Annotated in this window: 14 protein-coding genes; 6 read left to right on the top strand and 8 right to left on the bottom strand. The window is 73.4% G+C overall.

Annotated elements, in window-relative coordinates:
• Positions 1 to 34: 34 nt before the first annotated feature.
• Positions 35 to 679, bottom strand: a complete 645-nt coding sequence (hisH, locus tag BXU09_RS10450) for an imidazole glycerol phosphate synthase subunit HisH (protein WP_078302291.1) — start codon at positions 677 to 679, stop codon at positions 35 to 37.
• Complete coding sequence (hisB, locus tag BXU09_RS10445) at positions 676 to 1,263, bottom strand: imidazoleglycerol-phosphate dehydratase HisB (protein ID WP_078302289.1); 588 nt, start codon at positions 1,261 to 1,263, stop codon at positions 676 to 678. The genes hisH and hisB overlap by 4 nt, the downstream gene beginning before the upstream one ends.
• A 152-nt stretch (positions 1,264 to 1,415) precedes the next feature.
• Between hisB and BXU09_RS10440 the strand changes: the two genes are divergently transcribed.
• The 3 genes from BXU09_RS10440 (at position 1,416) to BXU09_RS21465 (ending at position 2,780) form a co-directional block, all read left to right on the top strand.
• Positions 1,416 to 2,048, top strand: coding sequence for a Rad52/Rad22 family DNA repair protein (locus BXU09_RS10440; RefSeq protein WP_078302287.1), 633 nt, complete (start codon positions 1,416 to 1,418; stop codon positions 2,046 to 2,048).
• Complete coding sequence (locus BXU09_RS21915) at positions 2,045 to 2,167, top strand: hypothetical protein (protein WP_255579183.1); 123 nt, start codon at positions 2,045 to 2,047, stop codon at positions 2,165 to 2,167. The genes BXU09_RS10440 and BXU09_RS21915 overlap by 4 nt, the downstream gene beginning before the upstream one ends.
• 121 nt (positions 2,168 to 2,288) lie before the next feature.
• A complete protein-coding gene (locus BXU09_RS21465; RefSeq protein ID WP_240501176.1) occupies positions 2,289 to 2,780 on the top strand; it encodes a hypothetical protein in 492 nt (163 codons plus the stop codon).
• 80 nt (positions 2,781 to 2,860) lie between these two features.
• Here BXU09_RS21465 and hrpB read toward each other — a convergent pair whose 3' ends face one another.
• The 5 genes from hrpB to BXU09_RS10410 all read right to left on the bottom strand — a co-directional run bounded on the left by hrpB (position 2,861) and on the right by BXU09_RS10410 (position 10,360).
• Positions 2,861 to 5,356, bottom strand: coding sequence for an ATP-dependent helicase HrpB (gene hrpB / locus BXU09_RS10430; RefSeq protein WP_078302285.1), 2,496 nt, complete (start codon positions 5,354 to 5,356; stop codon positions 2,861 to 2,863).
• A gap of 354 nt (positions 5,357 to 5,710) precedes the next feature.
• Positions 5,711 to 6,340, bottom strand: a complete 630-nt coding sequence (locus tag BXU09_RS10425; protein WP_240501174.1) for an HAD family hydrolase — start codon at positions 6,338 to 6,340, stop codon at positions 5,711 to 5,713.
• Positions 6,341 to 6,349: 9 nt separating this feature from the next.
• Positions 6,350 to 7,360: an NAD(P)/FAD-dependent oxidoreductase gene (locus BXU09_RS10420; protein ID WP_240501173.1), complete on the bottom strand. Its 1,011-nt coding sequence runs from the start codon at positions 7,358 to 7,360 to the stop codon at positions 6,350 to 6,352.
• A gap of 20 nt (positions 7,361 to 7,380) precedes the next feature.
• Positions 7,381 to 8,070 (bottom strand): SDR family oxidoreductase, encoded by a 690-nt coding sequence (locus tag BXU09_RS10415; protein WP_078302281.1) that lies wholly within the window; start codon positions 8,068 to 8,070, stop codon positions 7,381 to 7,383.
• 328 nt (positions 8,071 to 8,398) lie between these two features.
• Complete coding sequence (locus BXU09_RS10410) at positions 8,399 to 10,360, bottom strand: N-acetylmuramoyl-L-alanine amidase (protein ID WP_078302279.1); 1,962 nt, start codon at positions 10,358 to 10,360, stop codon at positions 8,399 to 8,401.
• 108 nt (positions 10,361 to 10,468) lie between these two features.
• Between BXU09_RS10410 and BXU09_RS10405 the strand changes: the two genes are divergently transcribed.
• The gene (locus tag BXU09_RS10405; RefSeq protein ID WP_078304942.1) at positions 10,469 to 11,575 is read left to right on the top strand and encodes a GTP pyrophosphokinase; all 1,107 of its coding nucleotides are present in this window, start codon (positions 10,469 to 10,471) and stop codon (positions 11,573 to 11,575) included.
• Positions 11,576 to 11,768: 193 nt separating this feature from the next.
• Positions 11,769 to 12,527 carry a hypothetical protein gene (locus BXU09_RS10400; RefSeq protein ID WP_078302277.1) on the top strand — a complete coding sequence of 253 codons (759 nt, stop codon included), beginning with the start codon at positions 11,769 to 11,771 and terminating at the stop codon, positions 12,525 to 12,527.
• Between the two features lie 29 nt (positions 12,528 to 12,556).
• Here the strand turns inward: BXU09_RS10400 and tilS are convergent, their stop codons facing one another.
• Positions 12,557 to 14,167, bottom strand: coding sequence for a tRNA lysidine(34) synthetase TilS (gene tilS / locus BXU09_RS10395; protein WP_240501172.1), 1,611 nt, complete (start codon positions 14,165 to 14,167; stop codon positions 12,557 to 12,559).
• A 35-nt stretch (positions 14,168 to 14,202) separates the two neighbouring features.
• Between tilS and BXU09_RS10390 the strand changes: the two genes are divergently transcribed.
• Positions 14,203 to 14,682, top strand: coding sequence for a peroxiredoxin (locus BXU09_RS10390; protein ID WP_078302274.1), 480 nt, complete (start codon positions 14,203 to 14,205; stop codon positions 14,680 to 14,682).
• Positions 14,683 to 14,752 lie beyond the last annotated feature (70 nt).

Raw genomic sequence — 14,752 nt, 5'->3', positions numbered from 1 at the left:
GGCGGGACACGGCGCCCACGGGGTCTACCGGCCGTCAACCCTCCAGCACGTTGCGGCGGAAGCGGTCGAGGATGGCCAGTCCGACCTCGCCGCTCTTTTCCGGGTGAAACTGCGTGGCGTGCAGGTTGCCGTGGCTGAGGGCCGCCCAGAACGGCACGCCGTACTCGGTCAGCGCCCCGGCGTCCACCTCGACGGTCAGGGGCACGTAGTACGAGTGCACGAAGTACGCGTAGGCGGGGCAGGCGAGGTCGGCCAGCAGGGGGCTGTCGCCGACCTTGTCGAGGCTGTTCCAGCCCATCTGCGGCACCTTGCGCTGCGCGTCGTGGGGGAAGCGCAGGACGGTGCCGGGAATCAGGCCGAGGCCCGCCACGCCCGGCGCCTCCTCGCTGCCTTCGAGGAGCATCTGCATGCCCACGCAGATGCCCAGGATGGGCGTGCCGGCGGCGGCGGCGTCCAGGACGGGCTGGCGGAAGCCGCTGCTGTCGAAGGCTTCCATGACCTGCCGGAAGTGCCCCTGGCCGGGCACGACCAGCGCACGCGCGCCGGGCACGTCGGCGGGGTCGCTGCTGACGCGCACGGTCATGCCGGCGCGTTCCAGGGCCTTGGCGGCGCTGCGGACGTTGCCGGCGCCGTAGTCGAGCAGCAGGACTTCCGGGCGTTCGGTGGTGGGGAAGCTCACAGGCTGCCCTTGGTGCTGGGCATGGTCTGCGAGGTGACCTGCACGGCGTCGCGCAGGGCGCGGGCGACGGCCTTCACGATGGCCTCGATGACGTGGTGAGCCTCGCGGCCCGCGAGGAGACGGACGTGCATCGTGATGCCCGCGTGGTTGCACAGGCCGCGCAGGAATTCGCGTAGGTGATAGTGGGTCATGCCGCCCGCGTCGCCCCAGACGTTCAGGGTCTCGGGTTCGAAGGCGAGGTGCGCGCGGCCCGACAGGTCCAGCACGACGTGCGCCAGGGTCTCGTCCATGGGTACGAAGGCGCTGCCGTAGCGTTCGATGCCCTTGCGGTCGCCGAGGGCCTGCGAGAGCGCCTGCCCGAGGGTGATGCCGGTGTCCTCGATCAGGTGGTGCGGTTCGATGTGCAGGTCGCCGGTCGCGCGGACGCTCAGGCCGATGCGGGCGTGGCGGGCCAGCGCGTCGAGCATGTGGTCCAGGAAGCCGTGCCCGGTGTGCGGGTGCTCGTAGGTGGTGGTGTCCAGATCGAGCTGGACGGTGATGTCGGTTTCGCTGGTGGTTCGGGTGACGGTGGCCGCGCGACTCATGGCACGCATGGTAGAGGGCGCGGCGGGCCAGGAGTGTGGGGTTGTCGATGGAAGGGGGAGCAGGGAGAGGCGGCGGTGGGGGCAGGCATGGGCTTCCGGACGCCCGGTCATTCTGTCTTGACCGTAATTGCATTCTGTTATAGACTAAATCCATGAAATTGAGCGATGTTCAGAAACGACTCCAGTCCCCGTTTCCCGCTCACATGGTGGCGTGGAAAGCCGTCGCCATCAGCAAGGACCGCAGCCGCGCCCTGCTCCTGGCCCACATCGACGCGCGCGCCGTCCAGGACCGACTGGACGCCATCTGCCCCGACCACTGGGAATTCAGCGTGGAAGTCATCCCCGGCACACCCGTCCCGACCGTCAAGGGCCGCCTGACCGTCCTCGGCGTCAGCCGCGAGGACATCGGACAGGCCCCGGACGGCGACCTGAGCACCCTGAAAGCCGCCGCCAGCGACGCCCTGAAACGCTGCGCCGTGCACTTCGGCATCGGCCGCTACCTGTACGACCTGCCCCGCACCTGGGGCGACTGGGACGACACGAAACGCCAGCCCACCCACACCCCGGAACTGCCCGACTGGGCGCGCCCCGACCACGAACGCACGCCCGGCGGCGCGCACCTGATGCAGGCCATGGACCAGCTGCGCTACGAACTGCCCGAGGACCTCGACCTGCAACGCGAGGTGTACCGCCACCTGAAAGCCGCGCTGGGCAGCCTGCACCCCGACCCGCAGCAGCCCCCGCTGGGGCAGCCGAAGGGCGGCCATACCGGACGGGCCGCGTGACCAGCGGCGACATGACCGGCGACGACCGCCGCGCCCCGAACGCCCGGCAGCTCCTGAACGCCACCCTGACCCTGCTGCTGCTGATGCTGCTGGGCGGCACCCTCGCCCGCCTGCTGTAGACGGCCCCTGTGAACCCCGGCCCGCCTCTCCCGGCGGGCTTTCTCCTGCCCGGCTCCCCCCTGCCGGGCGCAGGTCGAACAGCGTGTGCCCGGTGCGCACGCCCAGCGGGCGGGTCGTCCAGTGCTCCTGCGCCTGCACCTGCAATCCGGCGGCGCGGAACAGGGCGTGCCAGTCGGCCTGCGAGCGGTGCGCGTGCGGGTGCCCGGCCTCCAGGTTCAGCAGGGCGTCCAGCCACTGTCCGGCGCGGCCGGGCCTGCCCCCACCCGCCTCCAGGTCCTCGATGACGATTACGCGGCCCGAGACGCGCGCCGCCTCGCGCAGCACGGCCAGCGGGTCCGGGCAGTGGTGCAGCACGAACGCCAGCAGCGTCACACCGAACTGACCGTCCGGGAACGGGAGGGAACCCTGGAACAGCACGCGGGTCAGACCGCCGCGCCGAGCGAGCGTACGGGCGCAGGGGTGCGCGATCAGCCGCTGGCCGAATGCGCCCGGGTGGGGCGGCACGTCCGCCAGCGTGACCGCCCAGCCCTGCCGGGCCAGCAGCGCCCCGGTGTGCCCGGTCCCGGCCCCCAGGTCCAGCAGGGTACAGGCAGTGGGCAGGTGCGGGCGTAGCCTGCGCACGACCCACCGGGCGCGCGGCCAGCCGACCGGGCCGTACAGCGCGGCGATCAGGGCGTCCCGGCGCGCGTCCGTCACACGCCCCGTTTCTTGGTGCCTTTCATGGGCGCGTGCGTCCAGGGATCGTCGGGCCAGGGGTGCCTGGGGTAACGGCCGCGCAGGTCCTTACGCACCTCGAAGTACGAGGAGTTCCAGAATGAGCGCAGGTCCTGCGTGACCTGCACGGGCCGCCCCGCCGGGGACAGCAGGTGCAGCAGCACGGGCGTGCGGCCCCCGTTCACGGCGGGCGTGTCGGCCAGCCCGAACAGTTCCTGCAACTTCACGGCCAGGATGGGCGCCTCGCCGGGGCGGTACGTCAGCCGGATGCGGCTGCCGGTGGGCACCGTCAGGTGCGTGGGAGCCAGTTCGTCCAGCCGGGCCGGGAGGGGCCACGGCAGCAACGCCTGCACGGCCGGCAGGAGGTTCAGGCGGCCCAGGTCCTCCCGCGAGCGGGCCGCGCCCAGGTGCGGTCCCAGCCAGTCCTCCAGGGTGTCCAGCAGGCCGGCGTCACTGAGGTCCGGCCAGTCGGTCTCGTCGGGCCGCCACGCCCGGACGGACTCCACGCGGTCCCGCAGCGCCTGCGCCTCGGGGCTGAAGGTCAGCAGGTGCAGGCCCCCCTCGCGGATCCCCCCGGCCAGCGCGTCCAGCCGCGCCCCGGCGGGCAGGTCACGCAGGGGCCGGGCTTCGAGCACCAGCGCCCCGAAGCGCCGCTCGCGCTGCGCGACCAGCGTGCCGGTGCGGGCGTCCCAGCGCACCGCGTCCACCCACGCAGCCCCGGCGTCCAGCGCGGCCGGGTCGAGCGGCGCCGCCAGGAAGATGCGGCCCTCGGCCTGCCCGGCACTCATGGGGGAGGCGTCCATGTGCGCGGCGACCAGCGCCCGCACGCCCGCCAGACCGTCCCCCTCCGGCAGCGCCGCCCCCTGCCCGCCCGCCAGCAGGAACCGCCCCCGGCGCAGGCCGCTGGTCTCCTCGCGCGCGAGTGCGGCGCGTTCCGGGTACGCCCGCAGGACCAGCGCGCCCACCGCGAACCCGTCCGGGGCCGAATCGTCCGGCCGGACCTTCAGGAGGGTGCGCCACTGCCGCGACAGCCGCTCGACGCGTTCCAGCACCGCCACGTCGCCGGGCGTGCGCTCCCCGCGCCGCCACGCACGCAGGACCGCCACGCGGTCCGTCAGGTCCGCCCCGGACCCCGGCGGGAGCGGGTCGCGTTCCTCCAGCAGCGCCGCCACATCCGCCGCGAGCGCCGCGTCGCCCGGCGCAGTCAGCAGGTGCGCCAGACGCGGGTGCGTCGGGAAGTCCAGCAGCCGCGCGCCCTCCGGGGTCACGCGGCCCGCTCCGTCCAGCGCGCCCAGGTCGCGCAGCACGCCCCGCGCCGTCTCCACGCGCCGGGCCGGGGGTACGTCCAGCCAGTGCAGGTCCGCCGGGTCCGGCACGCCCCACTGCGCGAGTTCCAGCGTCAGCGGCGCGAGGTCCGCCTCCATGACCTCCGGCGGACGCGCGGCCGGCAGGAGCGGCTGCGTCCGCTCGCTCCACAGGCGGTACGCGACGCCCGGCGCGGTGCGGCCCGCGCGGCCCGCACGCTGCGTCGCCGCGTCCCGCGTGACCCGGCCCGTCACCATCCGCGAAAGCCCACTGGCCGGATCGAACTGCTGCGTGCGGCTCAGGCCGCCGTCCACGACCACCCGCACCCCGTCGATGGTCAGCGACGTCTCGGCGATACTGGTCGCCAGCACCACCTTGCGCCTTCCACCCGGATCGGGCCGCAGCGCCCGCGCCTGCTCCCGCACCGGCAGGTCGCCGTACAGCGGCAGCACGGCCGCGTCCACATCCGACAGCGCCGCCGCCGCCGCGCGGATCTCCCGCACGCCCGGCAGGAACGCCAGTACGTCCCCCGGCTCCGCCTCCAGCGCCACCCGCACCTGCCGCGCCACGAGATCCTCCACGCGCCCCACCGGATCAGTGGGCAGGTAGCGAACCTCGACCGGGAACGCCCGCCCCGCACTCTCGATCAGCGGCGCCCCCAGCCGCCCCGGCAAACCCGGATCCAGCGTGGCACTCATCACCAGCACCCGCAGGTCATCCCGCAGCGCCCCCTGCACCTCCCGCAGGAGCGCCAGCGCCAGATCCGCGTTCAGGCTCCGCTCGTGAAACTCGTCCAGAATCACCAGCCCCACACCCGACAGCTCCGGATCCCGCTGAAGCCGCCGCGTCAGGATGCCCTCCGTCACCACCTCCAACCGCGTCGCCGCCGACACCCGCGAATCGAACCGCACCCGGTACCCGACCGTCCCACCGACCTCCTCCCCAAGCCCCTCCGCCAGCCGCGCCGCCACCGCCCGCGCCGCCACCCGCCGGGGCTGCAGCATCACGATCCCACGCCCCGCCAACCACGGCTCACCCAGCAACTCCAACGGCAACCCCGTACTCTTCCCCGCCCCCGGAGGCGCCTGCACCACAACCAACGAATGCGCCGCCAGCGCCCCACGCACCGCAGGCACCACCTCCGCAATCGGCAACACGAAAGAACTCACACCCCCGATGGTACGCGCCGCAGGGGCGCGGAGCGTAGGAGGGGAGTGTGGGAAGGGCGGCTGCTTCGCAGCGGAACACAGCTGCTTCGCAGGGGACCCCTCAGTCGCCTGCGGCGACAGCTCCCCTTAAGGGGAGCCTTGAAACATGACCGTCGTCGCCACGAGGCCCGTCGTGCGCGCAGCGCGCGGGGCGAACGGCGCGGGGACGAAGGATGGCGTGTGAGGCGTGGCCGTCCCCGCCCGATCTCCCCACCACGAACGCCCGCGAAATACCTGCCCAGTGCCAACGAAAGCCCCCCCGTCCCCCCTGGGGATGGGGGCTGGGGGGTGGGGCAGCCCGCCGCAGGCGCCCACCTACAACCCCAGCACATCCCGCAGATCACGAAGAATCACGTCCGGAGCCTCGCCCTGAAGCGGGTGCGTGGTGGGGAGCCACGCGGCGCGCAGCCCCACCGCCTGCGGCCCGGCGATGTCGTTGCGGGGCGAGTCGCCCACGAACCACGTGTGCTGGGCGCTGACGCCGAGGCGGTTCAGCGCGAGCTGGTAGATGGCGGGGTCGGGTTTGCTGAGTCCGATGGCTCGGCTGATCACGAGGTCGTCTATCAGGTCGGTCAGGCCGCAGCGGTCGGCGCAGGCGCGCTGGAGGTCTTCCCAGCCGTTGGTGACGACACCCACCCGCACGCCCCGCGCGCGGAGTTCGCGCAGGACGGCGTGTGCGTGGGGCATGGGGACGGCGTGCCGGACGTGGTGGGCGTAGGTGTCGAGGAGGGTCTGGGGGTCGTGTGGGAGGCCGAGTTCCTGCACGAGCTGGGGGATGACCTGGGCTTTGGGGCGGTAGCCGTGGTCTTCGAGTTCGAGGAAGCGGGGGGCGTAGGTGTCGGGCAGGCCGAACTGCCGGGTGTGTTCGGCCAGCCACGCGCGGAGGGTGGCAGCGCGGTCGTGGAGGGTGCCGTCGAGGTCGAAGAGAACGGCATGAATACTCACACGAGTATGCTACTCGTCGTCGGGCTCAGGGGGGCGGGTCACTTCTGCGCCGTCATCGGGGGTCTTGTGGAACGCGGCGCCCAGGGAATGCACGGCCGCGTGGATGAGGCGGGTGTTGATGACCTGCGCGGCGTGCATGCCGGCCGCGGCGGCCTGCACCACGTACTGCGGCGCGCCGGTCATGTCCCCGATAGCGAACACGCCGGGAACGCTGGTTTCCTGATGGTCGTCGACCTGCACGCGGCCGCGGTCGTTCAGCTGGCAGCCGAGCGCGGCGGGCAGGTGGCTGCCCTGCTGCTGTTCGGGCGCGAGGAACACGGCGTCCACGAGGAGGGGCGGCGCGCCCCGGAAGGTGACGCACACCGACTGGTCTTCCAGGGGACCGCCGCGCAGGTGCCGGACGGGTTCCGTACGGATACGGACGCCGACGCGGCGCAGGTCGCGGGTCTGTTCGGGCGTGAGGGCCGGGTCGCCGTCGCACAGCAGGGTCACGCGGTCCGACCACGCCCGGACCGTCAGGGCCAGGTGGTGCGCGCTCTGGCCGCAGCCGTACACAGCCAGGGCGCGGCCCTCGTGTTCCCAGCCGTCGCAGTACGGGCAGTGGTACACGCCCTGCCCCCAGCGTTCCCGCAGGCCCGGCACGGGCGGCAGGAGGTCCCGCACGCCGGTGGCGAACAGCAGAACGCGCGTGCGGTGCCAGTCCTGACCGACCCGCACGGCGAACGCCCCGTCCGGGTCGCGGCGCACCTCGCGCGCCCCATCGGGGCGGACGGTCACGTCGTACGGCGCGAGGTCCGCCAGTGCCTGCGCTTTCAGGTCTGCCGGGTGCATCCCGTCGCGCGTGAGCAGTCCGTGCGCGGCTCCCACGGGCGCGTTGCGGGGCGGGCCGCCGTCCAGCAGCAGCACCCGCCGCCGCGAGCGTCCCAGCGTCAGCGCGGCACTCAGGCCCGCCGGACCCGCCCCGACGATCACCACGTCCAGCAGGTCCGCCTGCACCCGACCCGCCCGTGGGGGCGGCAAGTCCGCCACCGACTCCGCCATCAGCGGGGGCCGGGGCGCACGCTCACGTCCGGCAGCGTCGCGTCACGCGGGGCGTTCAGCACGAACTCGATGGTGGCCGCCACCGAATCCGGATCGATGAACGCCTCCGGCGTGTACGCCGCGCCCTCCTGAGAGCGCACCTTCTCCTGCATGGGCGTCGCCGTGCGGCCCGGGTACACGCTCGACACGCGCACCCCGGCGCCTGCCTCCTCTTCCCGCAGGGCGTCCGCCAGGGCCTTCAGGCCGAACTTGCTGGCCGCGTAACTCCCCCACCCCGCGTTCGCCCGCAGGCCCGCGCCACTGTTCACGAACACCACCGAACCCCGCTCAGCGCGCACGCGCGGCAGCAGCAACCGCGTCAACTCCGCCGGGGCGACCACGTTCACCGCCAGCGTGTGCGACCACACCGCGTGCCCCTGCTCCGCCACCGCACCCAGTTCCACCACACCCGCGTTATGCACCACGTTCGACACGCGCCCCACACCCGCCAGGGCGTCCGCAAACGACTCCGGGCACGTCAGGTCCAGCACCAGCGCCGCCCCCCCCACCTCCGCACACAGGGCCTCCAACGCCCCCACATTCCGCCCCGACAGGATCAGATCATGCCCCGCAGCCAACCGCCGCGCCAACGCCGCCCCAATCCCACCCGCAGCTCCCGTCACCAACGTCACCGGCCGAACGACACTCATAACCAGATGGTAAGGGGGAAGGAAGCACTGGGATGTGGGAAGGGCAACCCAGCTGCTTCGCAGGACCCCTCAGTCAGCTTCGCTGACAGCTCCCCTCAAGGGGAGCCTGGGGACTGGCTGACGTAACCGTCATAGCCACCAAGCCCGTCGTGCGCGCAGCGCGCGGGGCGAACGCAGCGAACTCGGAGGATGGCGTGTGAGGCGTGGCCGAACCCGCCCAACACCCGCCACCAACCTCAGAGAAATACCTGCCCAGTGCCAACGCTGGCTCCCCCGTCCCCCCTGGGGATGGGGGCTGGGGGTGGGGAAGCCCGCCGCAGGCGCCCACCTACCGCCCAAGCCCCCGGTAATACGCGAGAACCCCCGCCGCGATGGCCTGAGCGAGCCGTTCCTGTCCGGCCGGGCTGTTCAGCAGGCGCAGGTTGCCGGGGTCGGTCAGGTACCCGGTTTCGATGAGGACGCTGGGTTGGCTGGTGGGTCGGGTGAGGGCGAGGTCCGCGCCGGGTTTCAGGCCGGCGCCGGGGCCGAGGTCGGGGAGGCCGGCGCGCAGGGCGGCGAGGAGGGCGGCGGCGAGGGGTTGGGCCTGGGGGTGGGTGTAGTACAGCTCGGGACCTCGGATGCCGCGTGGGTCGCGACCGTCGGGGAGGGCGTTGGCGTGGACGCTGATGAGGAGGTCGCTGCCCGTGTCGTGGGCGAGCTGGCCGCGGTCGTACAGGCCGACGGTGGTGTCGGTGGTGCGGGTGAGGTGGATGGTGGCGCCCTGGGCGCGGAGGAGTTCGGCGGCGCGGAGGGTGATGGGCAGGACGAGGTCTTTTTCGGGGGTGCCGAGGCTGCCGGCGCCGCCGCCCTGGGTGCCGCCGTGGCCGGGGTCAAGGGTGAGGGTGCGGCCCTGGAGGGGTCGGGTGGGGTCGGTGGTGGGGGGCGTGCGGACGCTCAGGCGCAGGTGGGGGCCGTCGTGGTCGGCGGTGAAGCCCCAGAGGGGGGCGGTCAGGGTGAGGGTGAGGCGGGTGGTGCCGGGGGTGGTTTGCAGGTCGGTGCGGGTCAGCAGGGGGTGCGGGGCGGGTGGGGTGAGGGGTGTGATGGGCGGGCCGAACAGGGTGAGGACGAGGGTGCGCGGGTCGGTCTGTTCGAGGGTGAAGGGTGGGCGGGCAGGGCCGGTGGGGATCAGGAGGGTGAGGCGGGTCGGGTCCGCCGGGGTGGGGATGACGGGCGGTGTGACGGGCGGGGCGGGTGGCGAGGCCGGTGGGGTGGCGGCGTTCCCGGCCTCGGTGGGGGGCAGCGCGGGCAGGTCGTTCACGCCGGGCGCAGCGGCGGGGCTGGGGTCGGGCGTGGATGCCAGGATGGGCGCGTCCAGGCGGGCGGTTTCTGGGCGGGCGGGCTCCAGTTGGACGGGACCGCCGGTCCAGGCGAGGGGAGCGCTGTCGGGGGCGCCCAGGTCGAGTTGCGTGGCGGTGATCAGGGCGCTCTGGCCGCCGCTCAGGCGGACGCGCAGGTCGCCTTCCTGCCGGCCGACGACGGTGAAGGTCATGCCGGTGCGGGGGTAGAGCAGGGACTGGCCGGTCAGGGTGGTCAGGACGGTGCTGCTGGCGTTCAGGCCGGGGCCGGGGACCTGTCCGGGGCGCTGGGTGCCGCTGCGGGCGGCGCCGCTCTGCACCGTGACGCGGCCGGGCGCGGTGGCGGTCACGGTGCGGCCGTCCGGGCCGGTCAGGCTGACGGTCAGCGGGGTGCTGGTCTGGGGGGCAGCGGGGACGGTCAGGTCGGCGCGGTACGTGCCGGGCGGTCCCTCGCGCATGGGGGTGGGCGGGGCGCTGCCCAGGCGGACGCTGGCGCGCGCTCCGGCGCTGCCCTGCACGCTGACGGTCACGCGGCGTTCGGCGGGCGTGTCGCCGGTCACGTCCCAGAATTCGACCGGCCGGGCGGGTGTGACGCTGCCGGGCAGGATGCGGGTGGGCCGGGCGGGCAGGATGGGCGCGGCGGCGCGCGTGACGCGCAGGGTGCGGCTGCCGGTCACACGGCTCCCCTGCCGGGCGGTCAGGGTGAGGGTGTTCGCGCCGGGCTTCAGCGGCCACCATTCCATGAACAGACCGTCGGGTCCGGTGGGAACGGCGCGGCCGGACACGCTGAGGCTGGAGCCGGGCGGCACGTGCCCCTGCAGGATCACGTTGGCGTGCGCGACCCGGTGGCCTTCCGGGGGGTACGAGACGAACACGCCGCTGGCGTGCGTGGCGCCCGCCGGGGCGCAGAGCAGGGCCAGTCCGGTCAGGGCGGCCAGGGCAGGGGAAGCGCGCATGCTCCTGGGTGTAGCACGCCGGGCGCGGGCGTCCGTGTGTGTTGCCGGTCACCGGGCGGGCAGGTGGGGGCGGCGGGCGGGCCGGGCGGGAGTATGCTGCGGGCACTCATGAACGACGTGCTGGTGAAGGACTACGAGACGAACCTGCCGCAGTTCGAGGGGCTGCGGGACGCGGCGGTGGCGCACACGTCGCGGCTGCTGGAGCAGGCGGGCCTGAACATCCATCACGTCACGGGCCGCGTGAAGAAACCCATGAGTCTGGAGGACAAGTTGCGCCGCAAGCCGGGCCGGTACCGGTCGCTGTCGGACGTGACGGACCTCGTGGCGGTGCGCGTGATCACGTACTTCGAGTCGGACGTGGGAGCGGTGTCGCGCCTGATCGAGGCGAACCACCGGGTGGACTGGGAGAACTCCATCGACAAGAGCAAGATGCACGACCCGGACCGCTTCGGGTACATGGGCGTGCATTACGTGGTGCAGGTCACGCCGGACACGCCGGAACTCGCGGCGTTCGCGGGCCTGGGCTTCGAGGTGCAGATCCGTTCGATCCTCCAGCACGCCTGGGCCGAGATCGAGCATGACCTGGGGTACAAGAACCGCGAGGCGATCCCGCGGGAGGTGCAGCGGCGTTTCTACCGGCTGGCGGGCCTGCTGGAGATGGCGGACGAGGAGTTCATGGCCCTGCACCGCCTGTCGCGCGATTACGCCGCGACGCTGCCCGAGCGGGTGCAGGAGGCGCCGGACAGCGTGTTCATCGACGCGCAGAGCATGAAGCACCTGCTGACCATCGCGCCCGTGCGGGACCTGGACGACGGGGTGGCGGCGGCGCTGAACGTGCGCCTGCTGACCGGCTGGCCGGACCCGGAGCGGCCGCAGCGGCTGGCGAGCCTGCTGCATTACGTGGGCGTGCATTCGGTGGGGGCGCTCCAGAAGGAGTTGCGGCGGCACCATGACGAGATCCTGGCGTTCGCGGCCCTCCTGATGCCCATGCTGCGCGAGGCGTGGACCCCGGCGGGCGGCGCGCGGCCCGGCACCAGCGTGGTGCATTACGGGCTGCTGCGTGCCTGCGCGAACCCCAGCCTGGACCCGCATGAGATCGTGAGCATGCTGGACATGCGCGGCGTGCTGGGCAGCGATCAGCTGGTGCGGGCGGTGCGGGGCGCGTACGCCGAGGCGCAGCACAGCCTGCCGGACGGCGCCCGCTCCGGCGCGTGAGGGCCAGTCCGGTGCAGGTGCAGCAGTGGGGCGGCTTCACCCTCCCCTGACGTCGGGGGGGCCACTCCCCCACCGGCTGACGCGGCGCTGACAGGGGCGCATCACGCTGCATTCAGCAGGAACCCGCGCGGGCGGCCCCGCGTTTCTCGCCCTCCAGGCCGCCCTTCCTCCGGGCTCCTGCCAGGAGCCGGTCATGACAGGAACCGCGCGCACCCTCCCCCTTTCCGGTCAGCAGACCGTCAGTTATACCGCCGCGCTGACCCACTATGAATTCCCGCCCGCCATGCTGCGCCGCGCCGCGCAGGAACACGGCTGGAGCCCCACCTTCACGGACCGCGCCGCCCAGGAGTACCGGCGGTTCCTGATCCTGGCCGCTACGGCCGGACACCCGGTCACGCCGTCACGGGCGGTGGACGCCCTGTGGCACGAGCACCTGACCTTCACCCGCGACTACTGGGAGCGCCTGACGCCGCTGCTGCCCGCGCCGCTGCACCACGAGCCCGCCACCGGCGAGGCGGGCGACACGGACTTCGCCGCGCAATACCGCCGCACGCTGGACAGCTACGCCAGCCTCTTCGGCGAGGCGGCCCCGGTCGATGTGTGGCCCGATCCGGCAGTCAGGGCGGACCCAGCCGCGCACACATTCACGCACACGGCCACCCGCACGGCCGGCGGCGTACGGGTGTCGGCGCTGCTGCTGGCGGCCCTGGCGGGCGGCGTGGCGTTCCTGACGTTCCTGTCCACGCGCTTCGGGGTCCTGGCCGCGCTGGGCGTATTCGTGCTGGCTCTGATTCTCCTGACGAGCGCGCAGGCGAACCCGGCCGGGACCGGCGCCCGGCGGGATCGTCGGGGCAGTGACGGGGGCGGCATAGACATCGGCGGTTCGGACAGCGGCGGTTCAGATGGCGGCAGCAGCTGTGGAAGCAGTTGCGGCGGCGGGTGCAGCAGCTGAACCCCCGCGTGACGGCGGCCTGAGCGGCCCTACCGATCGTCTCTGTGCCGGTCGTCACGCAGACGGCCGAACAGGTCTTTCAGGAGGCGGGCGGCCTCGTGGGCACGCACGCCGCCCGTGACGGTCGGGGTGTGCCCCCAGTGCGCGGCGAGCAGGTCGGTCACGCCGCCCAGCGCACCGGCCTTCGGGTTCGCGGCGCCGTACACGACGTGCCCGACGCGCGCTTCGAGGGCCGCGCCGAGGCACATGGGGCAGGGTTCGAGCGTGACGACCAGCGTGCAGCCGTTCAGGTACGGGGTGCCGAGGGTGCGGGCGGCGTCCCGCAGGGCGGCCAGTTCGGCGTGGCGGGTCATGTCGCCGTGCTCGCGGCTGGTGTTGCGGCCCCGCCCGACCACCTGACCGCCGGGGCCGAGGACGACCGCGCCGACCGGGACTTCCTGCGCGCGGCCCGCCTCGCGCGCCTGGGCCAGGGCCTCGCCCATCGCGGCGTGCAGCGGGTCCGGGGGCTGGGCGGCCACCTCGCGCGCCCCGACCGCCCAGACGGGCGGCTGGAGGCCTACCCACTGCACGCCCTGATCGCTGACCAGCAGCGGCACGCGGTCCCGGTCGGCGCGGGGCACGTGCCAGTCGGTCAGCACGTCGCTGAGTTTGCGCGTCCCGCCGGACAGGGTGATGCGGTCCCCGCTCTGCCGGGTGCGGAGTGCCCAGCCGGGCGGAATGGGAAAGTCCGGTCCCGGGTACGGTTGCGGGGTCAGGTGCAACTGCCCGCCGGTCACGGTCACGTCTCGCCCGCCGGGCAGGGTGACGTGTGCGGTCTCCCCCGCCCGCAACGCCCTGGCCAGGATGTCCAGGTGCGGCGCGTGAAAGTCCAGTCCGGCGCGGCGCAACTCGGCGCGCAGCCAGCGGCGCAGCACCGCTGGGGGCACGCTGCGGCGCGGGGCGTGCGCGCTCAGGCGAGCGGCCTGACTGGTCAGGGCAGCGTCGTCCTCGGCCTGCGTGCGGGCCACGCGGGCCAGCGCCTCCCCGGCGGCCGGGTAGCGGGCGGTCAGGACCGGCATGACCTCCCGGCGAATCCAGGCGCGGGTGTACGCGGGGTCGTCGTTCGTGGGGTCCTCGCGCCAGTCCTGGCCCTGCGCGCGCAGGAACGCCTCAATGTCGGCGCGCGGCACGTCCAACCAGGGGCGGCGCACCCGTCCACGCTCGGCGGGAATGCCGTGCAGGATTGCCTCGCCGCGCAGCAGGGCCGCCAGGACCGTCTCGGCCTGATCGCGCCGCGTGTGCGCCGTCAGGATCACTTGCGCCGCGTGCGCCTTCGCCGTGCGGGTCAGGAAGTCGTACCGCAGGCGCCGGGCGGCGTCCTCGGTGTTCCAGCCGCGCCGCGCCGCGACCGCCGCCACGTCCACCCGCGCCCCCATGAAAGGCACGCCCAGCCGCGCCGCGAGCGCCCCCACCCACGCGGCGTCCGCCGCCGAGTCGGGCCGCAGCGCGTGATCCAGGTGCGCCGCGACCGGCCGCGCCCCTACCAGTAGCAGCCCCCGCAGCAACGCCACGCTGTCCGCGCCGCCCGACACGCCCACCACCACGACCTCTCCCGCGTAGGGACGCAGGGGCCGCAGCAGAGAATCAGCAACGTCAGACACCGGCGCATTGTAGGACGGCGCGTACAATCGGGCGCATGAGCCTCCAAGTCGGTCAGCCCGCCCCGGACTTCACGCGCCGCAGCGACGACGGCCGCACCGTGTCCCTGCAGGCCCGGCGCGGCCAGTGGACGGTGCTGTACTTCTACCCGCGCGCCAGCAGCGCCGGATGCAGCATCGAGGCGCAGCGCTTCGAGGCGGCCCTCCCGGAATTCGAACGGCACGGCGCGCAGGTGATCGGCGTCAGCACCGACACCGAGGCCCGGCAGGCCCGCTTCCGCGACACCTGCTCCCTGACGTTCCCCCTGATTCCCGACAGTGACCGCAGCCTCGCGCAGGCGTACGGCGTGATCGGCGGCCTGAGCGGCCTGCTCGGCATGACCGGCCGCGCCACGTTCCTGATCGACCCGCACGGCACCGTCACCTGGATTCACCGCAGCCCCAACCCCATGACGCACGTCACGGGCGCCCTGAAGGAACTGGAAGGGCGAGACTTACATCCAGTCACGCTGAGCTGATCTTCAGATTATACCCCCAATTGGGGGTATAAAACCTTCTCAAGCGGTAGATTTGAGCTGTACCCAGATG

The sequence above is a fragment of the Deinococcus sp. LM3 genome (assembly GCF_002017875.1).
Taxonomy (GTDB): Bacteria; Deinococcota; Deinococci; order Deinococcales; family Deinococcaceae; genus Deinococcus.
Note: the sequence above shows the minus strand (reverse complement) of the source record. Positions and strands in the feature narration are given on the sequence as shown.